The organism is Streptomyces sp. NPDC028305 (genome assembly GCF_055569495.1).
The window spans coordinates 783,619-807,102 of the sequence record NZ_JBVHTN010000006.1; the positions used below are offsets into that span (position 1 = coordinate 783,619).

Here is a 23,484-nt window from a genome sequence, read left to right on the forward strand (position 1 = left end):
CGATGGGTGCGTAGGGTCGTACCCATGAGTACGACAGCAGATCCGCTCGCCGCTCTGGTCTCGCTTCCCGGCGTCGCCGACTCTGTGGAAGCCGTACGCAAGGCGGTGGACCGGATCTACGGCCACCGGGTGATGCGCCGCCGCAGCAATGAGGTCACGTCCGAGGCGGCCCTGCGCGGAGCGCGTGGCTCCGCCGCCCTGGCCGGGGCCGATTGGGCGCTGGAGGAGGTGCGGCGCCGCAGCGACTTCGGATCGGAGGGCGAGCCGCGCACGGTGGGGGCGGCGCTGCGGCTGACCGCCGAGGCGGGACAGCTGTTGAGTGTGTGGCGGCAGTCGCCGCTGCGGGTGCTGGCCCGGCTGCATCTGGTGGCGGCCGGGGGAACAGAGGTGGCCGATTCGGTGGGGCGGCCACGGCTGGCCGGTGAGCCGGTCGAGGAGCCGCTGATCGAGCTGGCGCTGCCGGATGCCGGTGAGATGGCGGGGCGGCTGGACGGGTTGGCGCAGCTGCTCATCGCGGGGAGCGGTGCCCCGGCGCTGGTGACGGCGGCGGTGGTGCACGGCGAACTGCTGGCCCTGCGGCCCTTTGGTACCCACAACGGTCTGGTGGCCCGCGCGGCGGAGCGGATCGTGTTGGTGGGAAGCGGACTTGACCCGAAGTCCATCTGTCCGGCGGAGGTCGGACATGCGGAGCTGGGGGGCGCGGCGTATGCCGCAGCGCTGGACGGCTATGCCTCAGGGACGCCGGAGGGTATGGCCGCGTGGATCGCGCACTGCGGGCGGGCGGTGGAGTTGGGGGCCCGTGAGAGCACGGCGGTCTGCGAGGCCTTGCAGCGTGGCGCCGCCTGAGTCCGGTCACTCGACCCACTCGGGCGCGGCCGGGCCGCCGTGAACGGGCCCGGACATGGTTGCGGCGGCACCGAGTTCGGTACCGCCGCTGGCACGTCCACCGGGTTACCATGCGTGCACGATAATTTGCCCATCAGGTCGGGATCTTCGCCCGTCACCTGGTGCGGCTGGCCCGTAATCGACGGGTCGGCGTCGCGTGGGTGCCCGGTATTCATGCTTGGTCCGTGGGCCTTGGTGCTTCTGGGGGGAATCCTCCGGATGCCCCTGGTCTCGCGGGCCTTCGATTCCTTTCTACTCCTGTGCCCGGCCAAGCGGAAGCTTTCATCGCAGTTCTTTGCGATTGGCTTCAAACGCGGGCATACGGTGCGCGGCGTCGACTCGCGTACCACACCAGCCCCGCGGTAGCCGCTGCCGCGCCCACCGCGGCCGCCAGCGCCAGCACCGGACGCGGCGGCATGGAGAGGGAGGGCACCCGCTGCTTCAGCCGCACCGGCCTGTTGAAGGAGAGAACCGGCCAGCCGCGGGCCGCGGCCTCGCGCCGCAGGGCGCGGTCCGGATTGACCGCGTGTGGATGGCCGACGGACTCCAGCATCGGCAGGTCGGTGGCCGAGTCGCTGTAGGCATAGCAGCGGGAGAGGTCATAGCCCTCGGACTCGGCCAGCTCCGCGATCGCCTCCGCCTTCGTCGGCCCGTATGCGTAGTACTCCACCTCGCCGGTGAACACCCCGTTCTCCACGACCAGACGGGTGGCCACGACGCGATCCGCGCCCAGCAGCTCGCCGATCGGCTCGACGACCTCGGCCCCCGATGTGCTGACAATCACCACATCGCGGCCTGCGGCGTGGTGTTCCTCGATGAGCGAGGCGGCCTCGTCATAGATGATCGGGTCGATGAGGTCATGCAGGGTCTCGGCGACGATCTCCCGCACCTGCTGGACGTTCCATCCCCGACACAGCGCCGAGAGATACTCCCGCATCCGTTCCATCTGCTCGTGATCGGCGCCGCCGGCGAGGAAGACGAACTGCGCATATGCGGTACGCAGTACGGCGCGGCGGTTGATCAGCCCACCTTGGTAGAAGGACTTGCTGAAGGTGAGCGCGCTCGACTTCGCAATGACCGTCTTGTCCAGGTCAAAGAAGGCGGCTGTCCGAGGCAACGAGTGGTTTTCCACGACGCCGAGCATAGGGCCCACCATTCGGCGTAAGCTGAGGCGCGTGGGTTTGCCTGAGAAGGCTCTCGGGTACACCATGGAAGTCACGGATCGTTCGCGACCGTGCTAACCCGGTCCGACTCCTCCCCCCCCGAGTCGGCCGTGGGGACGACCCCCGCTCTCCCCCCCGGCGGGGGTCGTCGCATGTCCGGACGCATTTTCCGTCTTCTCATCTGATCATTTCCCCCTCTCGGGCCTCTGCCCGCGGCCTTCGTGTCACCAGCCTGATCCGTGACTGTCCGTAATCGCAAGACTGCTCTCCGGAAGTCACTGGTTTAGGTGACTGGGATATTCACAACTGATGAGTTGTCCCCAGTTTTGGACCAAGATCCCCAAGATTTTCTGGATCGCCGGACGCTGATTCTCCGCGGTGTTCGCGCTCATCGTTCGCGGGAGTGAGAGCGCGTAACGAGATGGGGGAGGGGATCGTGGCTGGATCCATCACAGCGAAACAACCGGCGGCGGATGGACGACAGCGCAGACCGCTGATCGTCACGGAGGACGAGGAGCTTCTCGACGACTTGTTGCGGCTCTGCGCGGCGGCGGGGGCCGAGCCCGAGGTGGTGCATGGCGCGCCCACGCGCCGGGGCAGTTGGGAAAGCGCCCCGCTGATTCTTGTCGGTGACGACGCCGCGGCCAGGCTGCGCGGCACCACCCGCAGGGAAGGGGTGCTGCTCATCGGGCGGGACCTCGACGACCACGACATCTGGCGGCGGGCGGTCGACCTCGGTGCGGACAACGTGGCGTTTCTGCCCGACGCCGAGACCTGGCTGGTGGACCGCATCGCCGATGTGGCCGAGGGCGTCGGCCGCCAGGCCTTCACGATCGGGGTCGTCGGCGGGCGCGGCGGCGCGGGCGCCAGCACCCTCGCCTGCGCCCTGGCGGTCTGCGCCGCCCGCGCGGGGCGGCGCACCATGCTCATCGACGCAGACCCGCTGGGCGGCGGCCTGGACGTGCTGTTGGGCGGCGAGGGTGCGGAGGGGCTGAGATGGCCTGCCTTCTCCGAATCGCGTGGCCGGGTCGCCGGGGGCGCGCTGGAGGAATCGCTCCCCGAGCTGCACTCCCTGCGGGTGCTCAGCTGGGACCGCGGCCAATCGGTGGGCATCGCACCGTCCGCGATGCGAGCCGTGCTCTCGGCCGCACGGCGGCGCGGCGGGGTCGTGGTGGTGGATCTGCCGCGGCGGGTGGACGACACGGTGGCCGAGGCCCTCGCTCAGCTGGATCTGGGCCTGCTGGTGGTGCCCGCCGAGCTGCGGGCCGTGGCCGCCGCCCACCGCGTGGCGTCGACGGTGGGCATGGTGCTGCGGGATCTGCGCGCGGTGGTGCGCGGACCGTGCGGCCCGGGGCTCGACGACGAGGAGATCGCCCGGCTGCTGGATCTGCCGCTGGCCGGTGAGCTGCCGCCGGAGCCCGGGCTGCCGGAAGCGCTGGACGGCGGGGAGCCACCGGGCGGCAGCCCCCGCGGGCCGCTCGCCCGGTTCTGCGCCGAGTTCTGGGCGCGGGTCCTGGCCGGCGCGGAACAGCGAGGAGGCGGGGCATGAGCGCCGGTTGGAGTGAGCGCGGCGGCATGGGCGTCGAGTCGCCGGAGCTGCTGGACGCGGTGCGGCTGCGGCTGGCGCGCAGCGGGGCGGAGCCGACGCCCGCGCGGGTGGCTGCGGCCCTGCGCGAGGAGGGGCGGCTGCTCGGCGACACGGAGGTCCTGGGCGTCGTCGCGGCCCTGCGCTCCGAACTGGTCGGCACCGGACCGCTGGAGCCGCTGCTCGCCGCCCCCGATGTCACGGATGTGCTGGTCACCGCCCCCGATGAGGTGTGGGTGGACCGCGGAGCCGGACTGGAACGGACGGATGTCGCGTTCACCGACGCGGCCGCGGTGCGCAGGCTCGCCCAGCGCCTGGCCGCCGTGGCGGGTCGCCGGCTGGACGATGCCAGGCCGTGGGTGGACGCCCGGCTGCCGGACGGCACACGGCTGCACGCGGTGCTGCCACCGGTGGCCGTCGGATCCACCTGTCTGTCGCTGCGCGTGGTGCGGCCCCGGGCGTTCTCGCTGGAGGAGCTGGTGGCGGCGGGGACGGTGCCGCCAGGCGGCCGGCAGCTGCTGCGGGCGATGCTGGACGCCAGGCTGTCGTTCCTGATCAGCGGCGGTACGGGCTCGGGCAAGACGACGCTCCTGAGCACACTGCTGGGGCTCGTCGGGCGGGACGAGCGGATCGTCCTCGCCGAGGACTCCGCGGAGCTCAGGCCGGACCATCCGCATGTGGTCCGGCTGGAGACCCGGCCTGCGAATCAGGAGGGCAGAGGCCAGGTCACGCTGCGGGATCTGGTGCGCCAGGCGCTGCGGATGCGTCCGGACCGGCTGGTGGTCGGAGAGGTGCGCGGCCCCGAGGTCACCGACCTCCTCGGCGCCCTCAACACCGGGCACGAGGGCGGGTGCGGCACTTTGCACGCCAACACCGCGGCGGATGTCCCGGCCCGGCTGGAGGCGCTGGGGTCGACGGCCGGTCTCGACCGGGCCGCGCTGCACAGCCAGTTGGCGGCCGCGGTATCGGTCGTGGTCCATCTGGTGCGGGACCGCGGCGGGCGGCGCAGGGTCGCCGAGCTGCATGTCCTCGGCCGGGATCGGGCGGGCTATGTCACGACCGTCCCGGCCGCGGTGTGGACCCCCGAGGGCTTCGGGAAGGCGGCGGGCTGGGAGCGGCTCGAGCGGCTGTGCGTACGCGGCGGGGGTGCGGTATGAGCGGCGGTGGGGCGCCCCCGGAGACGACGTTGCCGCTGTACGCGGCCGTGCTGTGCGCGGGCGCGGCGGCCTGGCTGATTTCCGGGCGGGACCAAGATCTGCGGCGGGCCAGGCTGCTGTTCGCGGGCAGCGGAACCGTCGGCCCCGCAAGGCAGGCTCCGCGGCGTCGGCTGGCCGAGACGGTGGCCGGGCTCCGGGAGCGATGGCGGACCGCCTGCGGCGGGCGGATGGGGCGCGAGCTGCTGTGCCTGCCCGCGGGATGCGTGCTGGCGCTGGCGGGCGCTTCGGTGCTGCCGCTGCTGGCCGGGGCCGCGGCCGTGCCGGTCGTCGGCCGGTGGCGGCGGGCGCGCACGCACGATCGGGAGCGGGAGCGGCGGGCCGCCGCGGTGATCGAGCTGTGCGGGGCGGTGGCGGGCGAGCTGCGCGCCGGGCGGCAGCCGGTCGAGGCGCTGTTGGCCGCGCCCCCGGGGCCCATCGGGGAGCATTGGGGCCTGGTCTCGGCGGCGGCGCGGTTCGGCGGCGATGTGCCCGAGGCGCTGCGCAGGGCGGCCCGGGCGCCGGGTGCGGAGGGGCTCACCGGAGTCGCGGCCTGCTGGCAGGTCGCGGTCGACGAGGGGGCAGGCCTCGCGGCGGGCCTCGACCGGGTTGCGGCGGCCCTGCGGGCCGAGCGGGACCATCGGCAGCATCTGCGCGCCAAGCTGGCTGGTCCCAGGGCGACGGCCGTCCTCCTGATGCTGCTGCCCGTCTTCGGGCTGGGGATGGGCGCCGCGCTGGGAGCGGATCCGCTGCATGTGCTGCTGCACACCCCGGCCGGGCTCGCCTGCCTGCTGGTGGGCGGGCTGCTGGAGTGGGCCGGGTTCGCCTGGACGGCGCGGGTGATTCGGACGGCGGCCGGCCAGGGAGGACGCCGGGGTCATGGGGGCTGACGTCGTCCACAGCCTGTGGATCGCGACGGCCTTCGCGGCCGCCACCGTCTCGGCGGTGGGAGCGGTGGCCGAGGCCCGCCGGGTGCGGACCTCTCGGCGGCGGCTCGCGGCGCTGCTGCCAGCCCCTCAAGAGGCGGCGCGGCGTCCAGGGCTGCGGGAGAGATGGCGGGCGTACGGCTCGTCCGACACGGTACGGGGCTGGGCCTCGGCCGCCGGTGCCCTGTTCGTCTGCCTCGTCCTGGTCGGGGGCGTGCTGGGCTGTGCGCTGGGGCTCGCCGCGGGCTACGGGGCGAGGCGATGGCAGCGGCACCGCCGGGCCGGAGATGGCGGGCGGTCGGGCAAGCGGGCCGGGGAAGGCGTGGTGCGTCAGCTGCCGCTGGCAGCCGATCTGCTCACCGCCTGTCTGGCGGCCGGAGCGGGGCCGCGCAAGGCGGCGGAGGCGGTGGGGCGGTCGCTCGGCGGCCCGATCGGCGAGCGGCTCTCCCAGGCCGCGGCAGAGCTCCGGCTCGGGGGCGAACCGGCCGCCGCCTGGGGGCGCATGGGAGCTCTGCCCGGGGCGCGCGGTCTGGCGCGCGCCCTGGAGCACGCCGGAACGACGGGCGCCCCGGCGGTGGAGCCGATGTCCCGGCTCGCCGCCGACTGCCGGGCCGAGCAAGGGAGACAGGCGGACAAACGGGTGCAGCACGCGAGCATCCTGGCCACCGCCCCGCTGGGGGCCTGCTTTCTGCCCGCGTTCCTGCTGATCGGGGTGGCGCCGGTGATGCTCGGGCTCGCGGGCGCCCTGGTGGTCGGTGGATGAGGCGGACGAGAGGGGTGCGAGCACGAAAGCGAGGCACACACGGAAACGCGAGCGCGGCAACGCAAGCACGGACACGGAAGCACGGTCGTCGGGAACGCGATGGCCGGAAGCACGGGACTCAGCACAGGTCGGGGAGGCCGAAATGGTGATGCGGTGGTGTCTGCGGCGGTACGCGGCGGCCAAGGCACGGGCGGATGCGGGGATGGCGACCGCCGAGTACGCGATGGGGACGATCGTGGCGTGCGCCTTCGCCGCGGTTCTGTACAAGGTGGTGACCGGTGGGGCGGTCGACGACGCGCTGCGGTCGGTGATCGGGAAGGCGCTCGATGCGCAGTTCTGAGGCCACCGGCCGGTCCGGTCCGAGCGGGCGGCGCGGCCCGGTCGGACCGGGCGACCGGGGGTTTGTCACGGCGGAGACGGCTGTCGTGCTGCCGGTGCTCGGGTTGTTCGCCCTGATGCTGATCTGGGGTCTGATGGCCGCGTCCGGGCAGATGCGGTGCGTGGACGCGGCGAGGGCGGGGGCACGCGCCGCCGCGCGGTCCGAGCCGCAGGCGGCCGCGCTGGCCGCCGCCCGGTCGGCCGCCCCGCGCGGGGCCCGGGTCGAGCTGCGGCGGGAGGGCGACCTGGTGCGGGTGCGGGTCGAGGCCCGCGCGCCCGGCCCCGGCCCGCTGGCGGTGCGCCTGCGCGGCGAGGCGGTCGCCCTCGTCGAGGAATCGGTGGGCCGGAGTGAGACGCCGCCCGGCGGAGGCGGGGCGTCCGCCGGCGTGGGGGAGGCGGGGCCATGAGACGGGCTGGGGGAGACCGCGGGTCGGCGACGGTGTGGACCGCCCTGGCCGCCACGGCGCTGTGTGCCGTGTTCGCGGCCGTACTCACGGCCGGGCAGGTCATGGTGGCCCGCCACCGGGCGGGCGCGGCAGCGGACCTGGCGGCGCTCGCGGCGGCGGACCATGGGCTGGAGGGGCCCGAGATGGCGTGCCGTCTCGCCCGGCGGGTGGCCGCCGCACAGGGCGCCCGCGTGGTGAGGTGCGCCCTGATCGGTGCGATCGCTGATCTCAGGGTGGAGGCGCGCGCCGGGCCGTTCGCCCCCGAGGTGCGGTCCCGCGCCGGACCCGCCGACCCTGCCGGGCGGCCCCAGGCCCGGTGACATACGCCCCCACAGGCGCCCAGTGGCGGCTGCGCGTACGGGGGCCGGAGCGGGCCGGCAGCAGGCCCTGCGCGTCGTCAGACGGGAGCGTCGTCGGGGTCGGCCGGCTGGGGCGGTGCCTTGGCGAGCAGGGTGCTCAGGAGGCGGATGGCGGCCTTCTTGTCGAGCGGGTCGTTGCCGTTGCCGCACTTGGGGGACTGGATGCAGGACGGGCAGCCGGAATCGCACTCGCAGGCGGCGATCGCCTCGCGGGTGGCCGTGAGCCAGCGGGCCGCGGTGTGGAAGGCGCGCTCGGCGAAGCCCGCGCCGCCGGGGTGCCCGTCGTAGACGAACACGGTCGGAAGGAGGGTGTCGGGGTGGAGCGGGACGGAGACCCCGCCGATGTCCCAGCGGTCGCAGGTCGCGAACAGCGGCAGCATGCCGATGGAGGCGTGCTCGGCCGCGTGCAGGGCGCCGCCGAGGGCCTCGGGGGCGACGCGGGCGTCCTCGAGCTGGTCGTCGGTGACCGTCCACCACACGGCCCGGGTGCGCAGCGTGCGGGGCGGGAGGTCGAGCCGGGACTCGCCCAGCACCTCACCGGTGATCAGCTTGCGGCGCAGAAAGGAGACGACCTGGTTGGTGACCTCGACCGAGCCGAAACACAGCCGCGCGTCGCCCCAGGGGACCTCGGTGGTGGTCTCCAGGATGGAGATCGCCGTGGTGTCGCGGGCGGTGGTCGAATACGGCGGGCTGGCCTCCTCCACGAGCGCGACCGAGTCCTCGAGGTCGAGCTGTCCGACGAGATAGCTCCGGCCCTGGTGGAGGTGGACGGCGCCCTCGTGGACGGTGGTGTGGGCGGCTGAGGCGTCCACGGTGCCCAGCAGCCGTCCCGTCGCCGCCTCCACGATCTGCACCGGCCGCCCGCCCTCGCCGCGGATGTCGGTGAGGTCGGCGGCGCGCTCACGGCGGGTCCAGTGCCAGGCGGTGGCCCGGCGGCGGAGCAGCCTGCGCTGCTCCAACTGCGGCATCAGCTCCTCGGTGGCGGGGCCGAAGAGTTCCAGGTCCGCTTCGGTGAGCGGCAGCTCGGCGGCGGCCGCGCAGAGGTGGGGCGCGAGGACGTAAGGGTTGTCCGGGTCCAGCACGGTGGACTCGACCGGCTGCCGGAAGAGGGCTTCCGGGTGGTGGGCGAGATAGGTGTCCAGCGGATCGTCCCGGGCGACCAGGATGGCCAGCGCGCCCTGCCCGCTGCGCCCGGCCCGCCCCGCCTGCTGCCACAGCGAGGCGCGGGTGCCCGGGTAGCCGGCGAGAACGACGGCGTCCAGCCCGGCCACGTCCATCCCCAGCTCCAGGGCGGTGGTGGCGGCGAGCCCGAGGAGGTCCCCGGAGTGCAGGGCGCGCTCCAGGGCGCGGCGCTCCTCGGGGAGATAGCCGCCCCGGTAGGCGGCGACCCTGCCCGCCAGCGACCGGTCGACCTCGGCGAGCCGCTCCTGGGCGATCAGGGCGATGAGCTCGGCTCCGCGCCGGGAGCGTACGAAGGCGACCGTACGGACGCCCTGGACGGCCAGGTCGGTGAGCAGGTCGGCGGACTCCGCCGTGGCGGTGCGGCGGACCGGGGCGCCCTGCTCGCCGTGCAGTTCGGTCAGCGGCGGCTCCCACAGGGCGAAGACCACCTCGCCCCGGGGCGAGGAATCGTCAGTGATCTCCATCACGGGCAGCCCGGTCAGCCGGGTCGCCGCGACGGCCGGTTCGGCGGCGGTCGCGGAGGCGAGGAGGAAGACGGGCGAGGAGCCGTAGCGGGCGCAGACCCGGCGCAGTCTGCGCAGCACCTGGGCCACATGGGAGCCGAATACGCCCCGGTAGGTGTGGCACTCGTCGATGACGACATAGCGCAGCGCGCGCAGGAAGGAGGACCACCTGGGGTGCCCGGGCAGGATGCCGCGGTGCAGCATGTCGGGGTTGGTGAGCACATAGTTCGCGTACTGGCGGACCCACTCGCGCTCCTCGACCGGGGTGTCCCCGTCGTACACCGCCGCGCGGACGCCGGTGCCCAGCGGCGCGGCGAGATCGGCCACGGCGCGCCGCTGGTCGGCGGCCAGGGCCTTGGTGGGCGCCAGATACAGGGCGGTCGCGCCTCTGCCGTTGGGCTCCTCGGAGCCGTCCAGGAGGGTGCTGAGGACGGGGGCCAGATAGGCCAGGGACTTTCCCGACGCGGTGCCGGTGGCGACGACCACCGATTCGCCTCGCAGCGCGTGTTCGGCCGTACGCGCCTGGTGGGCCCAGGGGCGCTCGATGCCCGCGGCCCGGACAGCGGCGACGACTTCCGGCCGGATCTGGCGAGGCCAATCGGCATGGGTCCCGATACGCGGGGGCAAGTGCTCCGTATGAGTGATGCGCGCAGCCCGGCCCGCCCCAGTGGTGAGCCGCCCTAGGACGGTCCGGGGTGAGGTGCGTATGCCCGCGTTCCGCGGGAGTTGGTTGTGGGCCATCGACACCGAGTCTGTCACTGGTCTGACGGACAATGGGCTCAAGGCGTCGTGCGCGCCTGCTGGTAAGTGATTGAATGCCATCGCGGCTGCCGATCCATGGGGGGCGACCGCTCGATGCAAGGTGCTGGAGGATCCGTGGACCTGTCCCTGTCGACCCGGACCGTTGGCGACCGCACGGTCGTCGAGGTCGGTGGCGAGATTGATGTATACACCGCGCCCAAGCTGCGCGAGCAGCTGGTCGAGCTTGTCAACGACGGCAACTACCACCTGGTCGTCGACATGGAGGGCGTCGACTTTCTCGACTCCACCGGGCTCGGCGTGCTCGTCGGCGGGCTCAAGCGAGTGCGAGCCCACGAGGGCTCGCTGCGCCTGGTCTGCAACCAGGAGCGCATTCTCAAGATCTTCCGAATCACCGGCCTGACCAAGGTGTTCCCGATTCACACCTCGGTCGAGGACGCTGTTGCGGCGACTGACTGATCAGTCACCACCGGAAGAACGAGGGGGCACCGGGCGGATGCGCCCGGCCCCCTGAGATGCACGCCCACACGCCCGAGGGGGATGGCATGGCCACCGTCGAACTCCGCTTCAGCGCGCTGCCCGAGCACGTCAGAACCGCACGCCTGGTGGCGGCGGCCGTGGCGCGCCGGGCCGGTGTGGACGAGGCCGTGCTCGACGAGGTGAGGCTCGCCGTCGGTGAGGCGTGCACGCGCGCGGTCGGGCTGCACCTGAGCAACGGGGTGGAGGCCCCGGTGCGGGTGGTGCTGACCGACGAGGAGAAGAAGTTCTCCATCGAGGTCGGCGACGAGTCGCCGACCTCCGCCGGGCTCGCTCCCGGCTCCCATCCCGATGTGGACGAGGAGCCGGCGGCCGAGGGCGAGGACGAAATGGGGCTCGCGGTCATCAGCGGGCTGGTCGACGACGTCGAGGTGTCGACGAGCGAGACCGGCGGCCGGATCCGGATGAGCTGGCCGACCGCCCCTCAGTCCGTGCTGCCGTAGCCCGACGGCCCGTAGCCCGGCACAGCTCTGCTGCCGCGCGGCCTCCAGCCGCGCGTCTTCCGCCAAAACCCCGACCGCTCGCGCCGACGTCCCCGACGGACGTCGGCGCCGGGTGCTCCGCCCTGCTCCGGCCCTGCGCTGAGCAGGGCTTTTTATATGACGCTGAGATCGTTTATAGAGATCATTATCCATGCGTCAGCGAATTAGATACCTTCCTTCATCCGGGGGAATTCCCGCGGCCGAAACCTATTGATCTTCCCTGGTGCAGGCGAATTCCTATTCCGGCGCCCTGTTTTGATCTGGTGCCGCTCCCTACAATCCGTCCACATCTTGAGCTCAGGACGCCTGAGCGTGGCGGCTCTTCTGCGGTCGCAGAACTGCTGCGCGCCCATGTGCCAAACGTCAAGGAGGACGAATGGCGGGGCAACTCACCCCTCATCCACTGGACCTTCCCCCAACCCTGGCCGCCGCAGAACTGACCCACGACAACAGAGTGATCGTGCTGGTGATCGCCGCGGTCGCGGTGGCGGCACTCGCGGTCGCGGTGACGCTGGTACGACAAGTGCTCGCGGCCGACGAGGGCACCGACACCATGAAGAAGATCGCAGCGGCGATCCAGGAAGGCGCGAATGCCTATCTGGCTCGGCAGCTGCGCACTCTCGGCGTATTCGCCGCCGTGGTGTTCTTCCTGCTCATGCTGTTGCCGGCGGACGACTGGAAGCAGCGCATCGGGCGATCGGTGTTCTTTCTGATCGGCGCCGGATTCTCGGCGGCCACTGGCTATATCGGGATGTGGCTCGCCGTGCGCAGCAATGTGCGCGTCGCGGCCGCCGCCCGTGAGGCGACGCCGGACAAGCCGTCCGGGTCCACTCCCGTCAATGGGAGTTCCCCCTCATCGACCCCGGGCGAATCGGATGTCGATCTGACGGCCGTCTCGCACAAGGCCATGAAGATCGCTTTCCGCACGGGTGGCGTGGTCGGCATGTTCACCGTCGGCCTCGGCCTGCTCGGCGCGTCATGCGTGGTGCTGGTTTACGCGGCCGACGCGCCCAAGGTGCTCGAGGGCTTCGGCCTGGGTGCCGCCCTGATCGCCATGTTCATGCGGGTCGGCGGCGGCATCTTCACCAAGGCCGCCGACGTCGGCGCCGACCTCGTCGGCAAGGTCGAGAAGGGCATCCCCGAGGACGACCCGCGCAACGCCGCGACCATCGCGGACAACGTCGGCGACAACGTCGGGGACTGCGCGGGCATGGCGGCGGACCTGTTCGAGTCCTACGCCGTGACCCTGGTCGCCGCGCTCATCCTCGGCAAGGCCGCCTTCGGCGACGCGGGCCTGGCGTTCCCGCTGATGGTCCCGGCCATCGGCGTGGTCACCGCCATGATCGGCATCTTCGCCGTGGCCCCGCGGCGCGCCGACCGCAGCGGCATGACCGCCATCAACCGCGGCTTCTTCATCTCCGCGGTGATCTCGCTGGCGCTGGTGGCGGTCGCGGTCTTCGTTTATCTGCCGTCCAGCTACGCCGACCTGGACGGCGTCACCGACCGCGCGATCCTCGGTCACGGCGGGGATCCGCGCGTGCTCGCCCTCGTCGCCGTCGCCATCGGCATTGTGCTGGCCGCGCTCATCCAGCAGCTCACCGGCTACTTCACCGAGACCACCCGACGTCCGGTGCGGGACATCGGCAAGACATCCCTGACCGGTCCGGCCACCGTCGTGCTCGCCGGGATCTCGCTCGGGCTGGAGTCCGCGGTGTACTCGGCGACGCTGATCGGCCTCAGCGTCTACGGCGCGTTCCTGCTCGGCGGCACCTCGATCATGCTGGCGCTGTTCGCGGTCGCGCTGGCCGGCACGGGCCTGCTCACCACCGTGGGCGTGATCGTCGCGATGGACACCTTCGGCCCGGTCTCCGACAACGCCCAGGGCATCGCCGAGATGTCCGGCGATGTCAAGGGCGCGGGCGCGCAGGTGCTCACGGACCTCGACGCGGTCGGCAACACCACCAAGGCGATCACCAAGGGCATCGCCATCGCGACGGCGGTGCTCGCCGCCTCGGCGCTCTTCGGCTCGTACCGCGACGCCATCGCCGAGGCGGTCTCCGAGGTGCATACGACCGTGGCCGGGAACATGAACCTGAGCCTGGACATCTCGCAGCCGAACAACCTGGTCGGGCTCGTCCTCGGCGCCGCCGTCGTCTTCCTGTTCTCGGGACTGGCGATCAACGCGGTGTCGCGTTCCGCGGGCGCGGTGGTCTTCGAGGTGCGGCGGCAGTTCCGCGAGAAGCCCGGGATCATGGACTACAGCGAGACGCCCGAGTACGGGCGGGTCGTGGACATCTGCACCAAGGACGCGCTGCGCGAGCTCACCACGCCCGGCCTGCTGGCCGTGCTGGCGCCGATCGCGGTCGGCTTCACCTTCGGGGTCGGCGCGCTCGGCTCGTTCCTGGCCGGCGCGATCGGCACCGGGACGCTGATGGCGGTGTTCCTGGCGAACTCCGGCGGGGCCTGGGACAACGCGAAGAAGCTGGTGGAGGACGGCCATCACGGTGGCAAGGGCAGCGAGGCGCATGCCGCGACGGTGATCGGCGACACGGTCGGCGACCCGTTCAAGGACACGGCGGGCCCCGCGATCAACCCGCTGCTGAAGGTCATGAACCTGGTGGCGCTGCTGATCGCCCCGGCGGTCGTGAAGTTCTCCTACGGCAACGACGCCAGCCCGGGCCTGCGGGCCGGGATCGCGTCGCTGGCCCTGGTGATCATCATCGCCGCCGTATACGCGTCCAAGCGGCGCGGCATCGCGGTGGGCGACGAGGGCAACTCCGAGCGGGTCAGTAAGTCAGCCGACGCCGCGGTGGTGTCCTGACGCGGGCGGAGCGGCCGCGAGCCGGCGGGGCGAGCCCCGCAACGGGCGGGCGGACAGGGTGCGTCGCACGCTGTCCGCCCGCTTCCGCGTCCGTCCGCCGGGGCTCTCTTCAACGCTCCCTTCTGAGCTCCCTTCAATGAGGCGGACAGCACACCTGGCTTGGTTCAAATGGCTTCATAAGGCCCTATAGGGGACGCTCAACCCAGGGACCCGGCCGTTCGGCCGTGTATGTTCCGGGGCCGAGAAGAGCCATGGAAGGGACCAATCCGGTGAACAAGAAGCTTGTGGCGGCACTGTCCGGCGGTGCGGCACTTGTCGTGGCGCTGACCGGCTGCGGCGGTGGGGGCGAAAGCAACAAGAAGGTCAACGACTGGGCCAAAACGGTCTGTGACGAAGTACAGCCCCAGCTGAAGAAGATCCAGGCCGCCAACGCCTCGATCCAGGCCGCGTCCGACGAGCAGGACTCCAAGAAGCTTCAGCAGACCGACTCCGAGGCCTTCGGGGACATCTCCGAGGCGTACGCGGCCCTCGCCAAGGCGGTGCAGGACGCGGGCGCCCCGCCCGTCAAGGGCGGCGAGCAGACCCAGAAGCAGGCGGTCAAGGAGCTCAACTCCACCTCCAAGGCGTACAAGGACCTCCAGACGACCGTCGACAAGCTCGACACCTCGGACAAGGCGAAGTTTGCGGCGGGCCTCAAGGGCATCGCCGACGAGCTCAACAAGCTCAGCAATTCGGGTGACAAGGCGCTTCAGAAGCTTCAGGAGGGCGAGGTCGGCAAGGCGATGGCCAAGCAGCCCGGCTGCCAGAAGCCCAAGGGCACCAGCACCGCGTCTCCCTCGTAGCCGCTCGGCCCCCATCGTCGGTGGCCCTCACTGCCAGCGGTTCCCCCGACTGTCAGTGGTTCCCCTGACAATGGGGGCGTGAGTACGCATCGCCTCCCCAGCCCCGCCGGCCCCGAGCGCATCGCCCATCTGCGCGATGCGCTGCTGGCCGCCGCCTTCACCGCCGACGGCCTGCTGGACCTGCTCGGCGCCCCCGCCTACGCGGCCCTGGCGCGCAGCGAGACCGTCCCCGCCCTGCGCGCCACGCGGGGCGACGGCCCGCTGGAGACGCTGGTGCGGCTGTTCCTGCTGCAGCGCCCGGTCGCGTACGGGCGGGCGGCCGCTGCCCTGCCCGTCGAGGACTGCCTGGCCGACGGCTGGCTGGTGCGCGACGGCGACGAGGTGCGGGCCACCGTGGATGTGCGCCCGTACGGCGGCCCGCAGGGCGAGGACTGGTGGATCGTCTCCGACCTGGGCTGCGCGGTCGGCGGCGCGGGAGGCATCGGCGGGCCCGGCGGCGTGGACCGCTCGGGGCTCGTCCTCGGGGTCGGCGGGGCGTCCACCACGCTCGCCGGGCTCACGGTCCGCGCCCCGGTGGGCCGGGCCCTCGACCTCGGCACCGGCTCCGGCATCCAGGCGCTGCACGCCGCCCGCCACGCGGCCTCCGTCACCGCCACGGACACCAACCCGCGCGCCCTGCGCATCGCCCGGCTCACCCTCGCCCTGTCCGGCGCGGCGGAGCCCGATCTGCGGGAGGGCTCGCTCTTCGAGCCGGTCGCCGGCGAGGCGTACGACCTGATCGTCTCCAACCCGCCCTTTGTGATCTCGCCGCCCTCCTCCGAGCGGGACCGGCTGGTCTACCGGGACGGCGGGATGTCCGGTGACGACCTGTGCCGCACCCTGGTCCAGCGCTCCGCCGGCCATCTCACCGACGGCGGCTGGTGCCAGCTGCTGGCCAACTGGCAGCACGTGGAGGGGGAGGACTGGCGCGAGCGGATCGCCTCCTGGGTGCCCAGCGGCTGTGACGCCTGGATCGTGCAGCGCGAGGTGCAGGACATCACGCAGTACGCCGAGCTGTGGCTGCGGGACGCCGGGGCCCACCTCGCCGGGCCCGCCGAGTACGCCGCGCGGTACGACGCCTGGCTGGAGGAGTTCGAGGCCCGCAAGACCAGGGCCGTGGGGTTCGGCTGGATCACCCTGCGCAAGTCCGGGGCCGACCGCCCGTCCGTGATCGCGGAGGAGTGGCCGCACCCGGTGGAGCAGCCGCTGGGGGAGGCGGTCGTGGCCCACTTCGAGCGGCAGGACTTCCTGCGCACACACGACGACGCGGCGCTGCTGGCCGCCCGCTTCCGGCTGGCCGACGAGGTCGTCCAGGAGCAGGTGGGGCTGCCCGGCGCGGAGGACCCCGAGCATGTGGTGCTGCGTCAGAACCGTGGCATGCGGCGGGCGACGAAGGTGGACACGGTCGGCGCGGGCTTCGCGGGGGTGTGTGACGGCACGCTCAGCGCGGGCCGCATCCTGGACGCGATCGCCCAGCTGCTCGGGGAGGATCCGGTGGTGCTGCGCGACCGCACCCCCGACTCGATCAGGCTCCTGGTGGAGCAGGGGTTCCTGCGTCCGGTGGACGAGCCGGTGGACGGATGGGGTGACGAACCGGGGGCCGGGGCGACCGGGTCGGTGGACGGACGGGGGGAGTAGAGGTAGTGCGCCGGAGCGCGCGCGACACTCCGCGCTCCGCCCGGATGGCAAGAAGTTGCCACTCAGAGGCGTGATCATGGCCGGAAGAGCGGGTCGTGCGCTGTTCACCCGCGGTTCGCGCATGCGCCTTCCGCGGGTGCCACGCTCTGCCCATGGAGAGGGGACCCGCGATCTTCGCCGGTACGGCGTTCGTCGTGTTCGGCGCGGCGCTGCTGCTGTGGACAGCAGCGCGAACGCGGCGGCGCGCGCCGGTCGCGCACGGTGTGAGCCCTGTCGCTTCGGCGGTCCTCTCCGTTCTCTTCGGCACCGCCGCGCTGGGCGGCGGGATCTGGTGCCTGGTTTACGCCTGACAGGGCCCTCGCGCGACGCCGAGTGCCGGTCCGGGCGGCAGACAGGACGCTTGTCGGGTTACCGTTCGAGTGGCGTTGCGGGCTTTTTCCGTTTGACACGGGGCCGGGAGGTACCGTCACACTCCGCAGCGTCACCGTAGTGGTGTGCGTGTGCACGTAACCCGTGCAGTAGTGCCCGTTCACCGAGCGTCGACCGGAGAGAAGAGCGAAGTTGTCCCCGACCAGCGAGACCGCACAGGGCGGCCGCCGACTTGTCATCGTCGAGTCGCCTGCCAAGGCGAAGACGATCAAGGGCTATCTCGGCCCGGGCTACGTGGTCGAAGCGAGTGTCGGGCACATCCGGGACCTGCCGAACGGTGCGGCCGAGGTGCCCGACCAGTACACCGGGGAGGTCCGCCGCCTCGGTGTGGACGTCGAACACGACTTCCAGCCTGTCTATGTCGTCAACGCCGACAAGAAGAGCCAGGTCAGGAAGCTCAAGGAGTTGCTCGCCGACTCGGATGAGCTCTTCCTGGCCACCGATGAGGACCGCGAGGGCGAGGCCATCGCCTGGCACCTCCAGCAGGTGCTCAAGCCCAAGGTCCCGGTCCGACGGATGGTCTTCCACGAGATCACCAAGGACGCGATCCGCGCGGCCGTCGCCAATCCGCGCGAGCTGAACCAGCGGCTGGTCGACGCCCAGGAGACCCGCCGCATCCTGGACCGCCTCTACGGCTACGAGGTGTCGCCGGTCCTGTGGAAGAAGGTCATGCGCGGCCTGTCCGCGGGCCGCGTCCAGTCGGTGGCCACCCGCCTGGTCGTCGAGCGCGAGCGCGAGCGCATCGCCTTCCGCTCCGCCGAGTACTGGGACCTGACCGGCGTCTTCGCGACCGGCCGGGCCGGGGACACCAGCGACCCCGGCACCTTCGGCGCCCGGCTGACCGCCGTCGACGGCCGCCGTGTCGCCCAGGGCCGCGACTTCACCTCGACCGGGCAGCTCAAGGGCGGTGCCCAGGTCCTGCACCTGGACGAGGCGGGTGCGCGCGGGCTGGCCGCGGGCCTCGCGGGCGCCGCCTTCACGGTGCGCTCCGTCGAGTCCAAGCCGTACCGCCGCTCGCCGTACGCCCCGTTCCGCACCACGACCCTCCAGCAGGAGGCCAGCCGCAAGCTCGGCTTCGGCGCCAAGGCGACCATGCAGGTGGCGCAGAAGCTGTACGAGAACGGCTTCATCACGTATATGCGTACGGACTCCACCACCCTGTCCGAGACGGCGGTGGCGGCGGCCCGGGCGCAGGTCACCCAGCTGTACGGGGCCGACTATCTGCCGGACAAGCCGCGCACCTACGCGGGCAAGGTCAAGAACGCCCAGGAGGCGCACGAGGCGATCCGCCCCTCGGGGGACCGCTTCCGGACCCCGGCGGAGACCCGTCTCACCGGCGACCAGTTCCGGCTGTACGAGCTGATCTGGAAGCGGACCGTCGCCTCCCAGATGAAGGACGCGGTCGGCAACTCCGTCACCGTCAAGATCGGCGGCCGGGCGAGCGACGGCCGCGACGCCGAGTTCTCCGCCTCCGGCAAGACGATCACCTTCCACGGCTTCATGAAGGCCTATGTGGAGGGCGCGGACGACCCGAACGCCGAGCTCGACGACCGCGAGCGGCGCCTGCCGCAGGTCGCCGAGGGCGACCGGCTGGCCGCCGAGGAGATCACCGCCGACGGCCACGCCACCAAGCCCCCGGCCCGCTACACCGAGGCCTCGCTGGTCAAGGAGCTCGAAGAGCGCGAGATCGGCCGCCCCTCGACCTATGCCTCGATCATCGGCACCATCCTGGACCGCGGCTATGTCTTCAAGAAGGGCACCGCGCTGGTCCCGTCCTTCCTGAGCTTCGCCGTGGTCAACCTGCTGGAGAAGCACTTCGGCCGGCTGGTCGACTACGACTTCACCGCCAGGATGGAGGACGACCTCGACCGCATCGCGCGCGGTGAGGCCCAGGCCGTGCCGTGGCTCAAGCGCTTCTACTTCGGCGAGAGCACCACCGTGCCCGGGGGCGGGGCGACCGCGCCCGGGGCCGAGAGCGATGCCGCCGCGGCCGGAAACGGCGACGGCGACCACCTCGGCGGCCTCAAGGACCTGGTCACCGACCTCGGCGCGATCGACGCCCGCGAGATCTCCTCCTTCCCCGTGGGCGACGGCATCGTGCTGCGGGTCGGCCGCTACGGCCCGTACGTCGAGCGGCCGACCGAGGCCGAGGGCGAGACCGGCCAGCGCGCCGACGTCCCCGACGACCTGCCGCCGGACGAGCTGACCGTCGAGTACGCGGAGGAGCTGCTCGCCAAGCCGAGCGGCGACTTCGAGCTCGGGACGGACCCGGAGACCGGCCGCAAGATCGTCGCCAAGGACGGCCGCTACGGCCCGTACGTCACCGAGGTGCTCCCCGAGGACACCCCGAAGACCGGAAAGAACGCGGTCAAGCCGCGCACCGCCTCGCTCTTCAAGTCGATGAGCCTGGACACGGTCACCCTGGCGGACGCGCTGCGGCTGATGTCGCTGCCGCGCGTGGTCGGGGCCGACGCCGAGGGTGTCGAGATCACCGCGCAGAACGGCCGCTACGGCCCGTACCTGAAGAAGGGCACGGACTCGCGGTCGCTCGAAGGCGAGGAGCAGCTCTTCACGATCACCCTCGACGAGGCGCTCGCGATCTACGCGCAGCCCAAGCAGCGCGGCCGGGCCGCGGCCAAGCCGCCGCTGAAGGAGCTGGGCACCGACCCGGTCAGCGAGCGGCCGGTCGTGGTCAAGGACGGCCGGTTCGGCCCGTACGTGACCGACGGCGAGACCAACGCGACGCTGCGCCGCGACGACGACGTCGAGACGATCACTCCGGAGCGCGGCTTCGAGCTGCTCGCCGAGAAGCGCGCCAAGGGCCCGGCCAAGAAGACCGCCAAGAAGACCGCGGCGAAGAAGACGACCACGGCCAAGAAGACGGCGGCCAAGAAGACCACCACCGCCAAGAAGACCGCGGCCAAGAAGACGACCACGGCCAAGAAGACCGCGGCGAAGAAGACGGCGACGGCTGCCAAGGCGGCCACGAAGCCGTCGGCTCAGGCCGACTGAGGCCGGCGGCCCGGTCCGGGGCGGCGCCCCCGACCGGGCCCGAGGCGGCGGCCAAGGCCTGAAGCGGCGGCCAAAGCCGACGGAAACCGGCGGATCGCGCGGATGCCCGCCCGTTTGTTCGGGCGGGTACCCGGGTATTAACGCGATCCGGATAGGCTGGCGGGATGACGCGAGAGCAGCCTACGGACGTGACCACCACATCCGGCGCCCTTGCCGCGGATTCCCGCGAGCGTGCCGTACGAGCCCTGCTGCGCCATCCGCCGCTGCGCCGCCTGTGGAGCGCCCAGCTCGTCAGCGGCACCGCGGACGCGCTGGCCGTGCTGGTGCTCGTCCTGCTGTCGCTCCAGGCGTCCGTCGCCACGGGTGCCTTCGGCGACGGATACCGCGGCGCGGCCCTGGCCGTCGCGGCGGTCCTGGGCGCGCGGTCCCTCGCGACCGTGCTGTTCGGGGCGGTGCTGCTCGGCCCGCTGTCCGCGCTGGTCGGACCGTCGGGGCCGCTGGACCGCCGCTGGACCATGATCGGCGCGGACGCGCTGCGGCTGGCGCTGCTGATCGTCGCCCCCCTGTGGATCGACTGGACCCCCGACGACGCCGTCGCCTGGCTGCTCATCACCACCTTCCTCATCGGCGTCGCCGAGCGGCTGTGGACCGTGGCCAAGGACAGCGCGGCACCCGGGCTGCTCCCGGCCCCGCCCCTCGAGGGCGCGGCCGTCCGCCCGCTGCCCGACCACCTCGACGCGCTGCGCCGGCTGTGGCTCCGTACCAACTTCGTGGCGCTGCCCATCGCCGCCGCCGCGCTGCTCGCCGCCACGCTCGTCGGACGGCTGCTCGCCACCGGCCTCGTGTGGTTCGACACCCACCAGGCGGCGCTGGGCTCGTACGTCGGCGCCGGGCTCTTCTCCGCCTCCCTGTCGATCCTGTACTTCGTCGAGCTCTCCGGCGCGGAGGCCCCCCGCGCCCGCTCCCCCCTGGAGGGGCTGCGCCGCCCGCGCGCCGCGTCGGGCTCCGGCCCCGACAAGGGCCGCACCGGCGCCGTTCCGCTGCTCGTCCTCGCCTGCGCCGCCGTCGCGGCCGCGGTCGCCGCAGCCGTCGGCGTGGCCGCGCTCCAGGCGGTCGACCTCGGCGGCGGGCCGGTCGGCTTCTCGCTGCTCGTGCTGGCCCTCGGCGGCGGCCCGGCCGTCGGCGTCCGCTGGGCCCCCAAGGTGCTGCCGGGCCTGTCCCGGCGCCGCCTGCTGGCGCTGGCGATCGCGCTGACCGGGCTGGCGCTGCTGGTCGCGGGCCTGGTCCACGACACCACGACCGTCGTGCTGATCACCGTGGTCGCCGGGGTCTCGGCGGGCATCGCCGCCAACACCGGCCACGTCCTGCTCGACCAGGAGGCCGAGGAGTCCCGCCGGGCCCGTACGACCGAGCATCTGCACGCCGTCGTCCGCGTCTTCGTCGGGCTCGGAGCGGTGGCCGCCCCGCTGCTGGCCGCCGTGATCGGACCGCACCGGCTGGGCAGCGGCGACTTCGTCTTCGCCCACGGCGGCGCGGCCTTCACCCTCATGCTCGTCGGTGCGCTGCTGCTGCCCGTCGCCGCGCTCGTCCTCGGCAAGACCGACGACCGCCAGGGCGTGCCGCTGCGGCACGACCTGCGCGAGGCGCTGCGCGGCGCGGAGGCCGTGGAGGCGCCTGCCGCGACCGGCTTCTTCGTCGTCGTGGAGGGCGGCGACGGAGCGGGCAAGACCACCCAGGTCGAGGCGGTCGCCGAGTGGATCAGGGCCAAGGGCCACGAGGTCGTGGTGACCCGCGAGCCGGGCGCGACCGCCATCGGCAAGCGGCTCCGCTCGATCCTGCTCGACGTCTCCTCGGCCGGGATCTCCCACCGGGCGGAGGCGCTGCTGTACGCGGCCGACCGTGCCGAGCACGTCGACTCCGTGGTCCGCCCGGCGCTGGAGCGCGGCGCGGTCGTCATCTCGGACCGCTACATCGACTCGTCCGTCGCCTACCAGGGCGCCGGCCGTGACCTGGCCCCGACCGAGATCGCCCGCATCTCGCGCTGGGCGACGAACGGCCTGGTGCCGCACCTGACGGTGCTGCTCGACGTCGCGCCGGAGACCGCGCGCGAGCGCTTCACCGAGGCCCCGGACCGGCTCGAGTCCGAGCCCGCCGAGTTCCACCAGCGGGTACGGAACGGCTTCCTGACCCTCGCCGCGGCCGACCCGGCCCGCTACCTCGTCGTCGACGCCGGCCAGCTGCCCGAGGCCGTCACGGCCGTCGTACGCCACCGCCTGGACCGGATGCTGCCGCTGTCCGAGGCGGAGGTGAAGGCGCAGGAGGAGGCCCGGCGCAAGGCCGAGGAAGAGGCGCGCCGCAAGGCCGAGGAGGAGGCCCGCCGCAAGGCGGAGGAGGAGCGGCTGGAGCGCGAGCGGCAGGAGGCCCTCGCCAAGGCGCGCGCCGAGGAGGAGGAGCGCAAGCGCCTCGAGCTGGAGGAGGCTCGGCGGCGCGAGGCCGAGCGCCAGGCGGAGGAGGCCCGCAAGCGGGCCGAGGACGCCCGTCGGCGCGCCGAGGAGGAGCGCAAGCGCATCGAGGCCGAGGACCGGGCCCGCGCCGTCGAGGAGGAGCGGCGCCGCCGCCAGGCCGAGGAGGAGGCCCGGCTGCGGGCCGAGGCGGAGGCGCGCCGCCTGGAGAAGCAGCGCAAGGCGGAGGAGGCGCTGCTGCGGGCCGAGGAGGCGCGGCTGGCCTCGGAGGCGGGCCCGTCGCCCGCGCCCGAGCCCAAGGCCGCTCCGGCCGCGCCCCCGGCGGGTTCTCCCTCCGCGAGCGCTGACGCCCCGACGGTCGAGACCCCGGCCCCCGCGCCGTCCAAGAACGCGGACACGGCGGACTCGACGGTGACCGTCCAGACGCCGCGCGTCGACCCCCGGACCGCCCGCCCCGGCGGCGGGGCCGCCGACGCCGACGAGACCGCCGTGCTGCCGCCCGTGCGGCCCCAGGGGGGCTCGGACGTCGAGGAGACGGCCGTCCTGCCCAAGCCGCCCTCCCCGCCGGCTCCGTCGACTCCGCCCGCGGGCGCGGCCGACGAGACGGCCGTGCTGCCGCCCGTACGGGACGACCGGCCCGCCGACTCCCGGTCCGCCGACTCCCGGTCCGGCGAGTCCCGGTCCGGCGACCCGGCCGACCGGGTGCCGCCGTGGCTGTTCCGGCCGGAGGAGCAGCAAGGCGCCCAGCAGGGCAGCGCCCAGGAAGGCGGACGCGGACAGGGGAACGAGCGCACCCGCGAGATCCCGCAGTTCGGCGAGGGGCAGCCGCCCCGGCAGGCCGAGTCCGAGCCGTCGAGCCGCCCCCGGCAGCGGCGCCGCCCGGAGTGGGCGGAGGAGACCCCGCTGGACGACCTGCCGACGCTGGCCGACGAGCTGCTCGGCCCGCGTGACGACGAGGACGGCGGCCGGCGCCGCCGCTGACCCCGGTGGGCCGCCCGCGCGGTCGGCGCTGTCAGGCGCTGTCGGTGCTTGTCGGTGGAGTGGCCCACAATGGGATGCCGTAAGGACGAGCGGCGGAGG

At 73.0% G+C, this 23,484-nt stretch carries 18 protein-coding genes; 16 read left to right on the plus strand and 2 right to left on the minus strand.

Annotated elements, in window-relative coordinates:
• Positions 1 to 24 precede the first annotated feature (24 nt).
• On the plus strand, positions 25 to 846 hold the full coding sequence (locus ACZ4WQ_RS28975; protein WP_311727066.1) for a Fic family protein: 822 nt from the start codon (positions 25 to 27) through the stop codon (positions 844 to 846).
• 346 nt (positions 847 to 1,192) lie between these two features.
• Here ACZ4WQ_RS28975 and ACZ4WQ_RS28980 read toward each other — a convergent pair whose 3' ends face one another.
• A complete protein-coding gene (locus ACZ4WQ_RS28980) occupies positions 1,193 to 2,029 on the minus strand; it encodes an HAD family hydrolase (RefSeq protein ID WP_311727223.1) in 837 nt (278 codons plus the stop codon).
• A gap of 455 nt (positions 2,030 to 2,484) precedes the next feature.
• Between ACZ4WQ_RS28980 and ssd the strand changes: the two genes are divergently transcribed.
• The 7 genes from ssd to ACZ4WQ_RS29015 all read left to right on the plus strand — a co-directional run bounded on the left by ssd (position 2,485) and on the right by ACZ4WQ_RS29015 (position 7,659).
• Positions 2,485 to 3,597, plus strand: coding sequence for a septum site-determining protein Ssd (gene ssd / locus ACZ4WQ_RS28985; RefSeq protein ID WP_385345665.1), 1,113 nt, complete (start codon positions 2,485 to 2,487; stop codon positions 3,595 to 3,597).
• Positions 3,594 to 4,790, plus strand: coding sequence for a TadA family conjugal transfer-associated ATPase (locus ACZ4WQ_RS28990; protein WP_311727068.1), 1,197 nt, complete (start codon positions 3,594 to 3,596; stop codon positions 4,788 to 4,790). Before ssd ends, ACZ4WQ_RS28990 begins: the two co-directional genes overlap by 4 nt.
• Complete coding sequence (locus ACZ4WQ_RS28995; protein ID WP_398376571.1) at positions 4,787 to 5,716, plus strand: type II secretion system F family protein; 930 nt, start codon at positions 4,787 to 4,789, stop codon at positions 5,714 to 5,716. The genes ACZ4WQ_RS28990 and ACZ4WQ_RS28995 overlap by 4 nt, the downstream gene beginning before the upstream one ends.
• A complete protein-coding gene (locus ACZ4WQ_RS29000; RefSeq protein WP_311727070.1) occupies positions 5,706 to 6,515 on the plus strand; it encodes a type II secretion system F family protein in 810 nt (269 codons plus the stop codon). Before ACZ4WQ_RS28995 ends, ACZ4WQ_RS29000 begins: the two co-directional genes overlap by 11 nt.
• 142 nt (positions 6,516 to 6,657) lie before the next feature.
• Positions 6,658 to 6,855 carry a DUF4244 domain-containing protein gene (locus tag ACZ4WQ_RS29005; RefSeq protein ID WP_311727071.1) on the plus strand — a complete coding sequence of 66 codons (198 nt, stop codon included), beginning with the start codon at positions 6,658 to 6,660 and terminating at the stop codon, positions 6,853 to 6,855.
• Entirely contained in the window at positions 6,842 to 7,300 is a 459-nt protein-coding gene (locus ACZ4WQ_RS29010) for a TadE family type IV pilus minor pilin (protein ID WP_311727072.1), read from the plus strand. Before ACZ4WQ_RS29005 ends, ACZ4WQ_RS29010 begins: the two co-directional genes overlap by 14 nt.
• Entirely contained in the window at positions 7,297 to 7,659 is a 363-nt protein-coding gene (locus ACZ4WQ_RS29015; protein ID WP_311727073.1) for an Rv3654c family TadE-like protein, read from the plus strand. The genes ACZ4WQ_RS29010 and ACZ4WQ_RS29015 overlap by 4 nt, the downstream gene beginning before the upstream one ends.
• Before the next feature lie 77 nt (positions 7,660 to 7,736).
• Here the strand turns inward: ACZ4WQ_RS29015 and ACZ4WQ_RS29020 are convergent, their stop codons facing one another.
• Positions 7,737 to 10,205, minus strand: coding sequence for a DEAD/DEAH box helicase (locus ACZ4WQ_RS29020; RefSeq protein ID WP_398376575.1), 2,469 nt, complete (start codon positions 10,203 to 10,205; stop codon positions 7,737 to 7,739).
• 54 nt (positions 10,206 to 10,259) lie between these two features.
• On the opposite strand from ACZ4WQ_RS29020, the gene bldG reads away from it, so the two are divergent.
• The 8 genes from bldG to tmk all read left to right on the plus strand — a co-directional run bounded on the left by bldG (position 10,260) and on the right by tmk (position 23,385).
• Entirely contained in the window at positions 10,260 to 10,601 is a 342-nt protein-coding gene (gene bldG / locus ACZ4WQ_RS29025) for an anti-sigma factor antagonist BldG (RefSeq protein WP_144382955.1), read from the plus strand.
• Positions 10,602 to 10,687: 86 nt separating this feature from the next.
• Positions 10,688 to 11,122 carry an ATP-binding protein gene (locus ACZ4WQ_RS29030; protein WP_311727075.1) on the plus strand — a complete coding sequence of 145 codons (435 nt, stop codon included), beginning with the start codon at positions 10,688 to 10,690 and terminating at the stop codon, positions 11,120 to 11,122.
• Between the two features lie 415 nt (positions 11,123 to 11,537).
• Positions 11,538 to 13,982 (plus strand): sodium-translocating pyrophosphatase, encoded by a 2,445-nt coding sequence (locus ACZ4WQ_RS29035; protein WP_385345673.1) that lies wholly within the window; start codon positions 11,538 to 11,540, stop codon positions 13,980 to 13,982.
• 269 nt (positions 13,983 to 14,251) lie between these two features.
• Positions 14,252 to 14,824, plus strand: coding sequence for a small secreted protein (locus tag ACZ4WQ_RS29040; RefSeq protein WP_398376578.1), 573 nt, complete (start codon positions 14,252 to 14,254; stop codon positions 14,822 to 14,824).
• A gap of 78 nt (positions 14,825 to 14,902) precedes the next feature.
• Entirely contained in the window at positions 14,903 to 16,501 is a 1,599-nt protein-coding gene (locus ACZ4WQ_RS29045; protein WP_311727078.1) for a DUF7059 domain-containing protein, read from the plus strand.
• A 152-nt stretch (positions 16,502 to 16,653) separates the two neighbouring features.
• Positions 16,654 to 16,851, plus strand: a complete 198-nt coding sequence (locus ACZ4WQ_RS29050; protein WP_311727079.1) for a hypothetical protein — start codon at positions 16,654 to 16,656, stop codon at positions 16,849 to 16,851.
• A gap of 211 nt (positions 16,852 to 17,062) precedes the next feature.
• Positions 17,063 to 19,942 (plus strand): type I DNA topoisomerase, encoded by a 2,880-nt coding sequence (topA, locus tag ACZ4WQ_RS29055; RefSeq protein WP_361186835.1) that lies wholly within the window; start codon positions 17,063 to 17,065, stop codon positions 19,940 to 19,942.
• Between the two features lie 164 nt (positions 19,943 to 20,106).
• Positions 20,107 to 23,385, plus strand: coding sequence for a dTMP kinase (tmk, locus tag ACZ4WQ_RS29060; RefSeq protein WP_468022538.1), 3,279 nt, complete (start codon positions 20,107 to 20,109; stop codon positions 23,383 to 23,385).
• The last annotated feature ends 99 nt before the right edge of the window (positions 23,386 to 23,484 follow it).

Excerpts from the sequence above, each read along its gene's own strand:
- ACZ4WQ_RS28975 (WP_311727066.1), top strand. The coding sequence starts at position 25 with ATGAGTACGACAGCAGATCCGCTCGCCGCTCTGGTCTCGCTTCCCGGC.
- ACZ4WQ_RS28980 (WP_311727223.1), bottom strand. The coding sequence starts at position 2,029 with ATGCTCGGCGTCGTGGAAAACCACTCGTTGCCTCGGACAGCCGCCTTC.
- ACZ4WQ_RS28990 (WP_311727068.1), top strand. The coding sequence starts at position 3,594 with ATGAGCGCCGGTTGGAGTGAGCGCGGCGGCATGGGCGTCGAGTCGCCG.
- ACZ4WQ_RS28995 (WP_398376571.1), top strand. The coding sequence starts at position 4,787 with ATGAGCGGCGGTGGGGCGCCCCCGGAGACGACGTTGCCGCTGTACGCG.
- ACZ4WQ_RS29000 (WP_311727070.1), top strand. The coding sequence starts at position 5,706 with ATGGGGGCTGACGTCGTCCACAGCCTGTGGATCGCGACGGCCTTCGCG.
- ACZ4WQ_RS29005 (WP_311727071.1), top strand. The coding sequence starts at position 6,658 with ATGGTGATGCGGTGGTGTCTGCGGCGGTACGCGGCGGCCAAGGCACGG.
- ACZ4WQ_RS29010 (WP_311727072.1), top strand. The coding sequence starts at position 6,842 with ATGCGCAGTTCTGAGGCCACCGGCCGGTCCGGTCCGAGCGGGCGGCGC.
- ACZ4WQ_RS29015 (WP_311727073.1), top strand. The coding sequence starts at position 7,297 with ATGAGACGGGCTGGGGGAGACCGCGGGTCGGCGACGGTGTGGACCGCC.
- ACZ4WQ_RS29020 (WP_398376575.1), bottom strand. The coding sequence starts at position 10,205 with ATGGCATTCAATCACTTACCAGCAGGCGCGCACGACGCCTTGAGCCCA.
- ACZ4WQ_RS29030 (WP_311727075.1), top strand. The coding sequence starts at position 10,688 with ATGGCCACCGTCGAACTCCGCTTCAGCGCGCTGCCCGAGCACGTCAGA.
- ACZ4WQ_RS29035 (WP_385345673.1), top strand. The coding sequence starts at position 11,538 with ATGGCGGGGCAACTCACCCCTCATCCACTGGACCTTCCCCCAACCCTG.
- ACZ4WQ_RS29050 (WP_311727079.1), top strand. The coding sequence starts at position 16,654 with ATGGAGAGGGGACCCGCGATCTTCGCCGGTACGGCGTTCGTCGTGTTC.
- tmk (WP_468022538.1), top strand. The coding sequence starts at position 20,107 with ATGACGCGAGAGCAGCCTACGGACGTGACCACCACATCCGGCGCCCTT.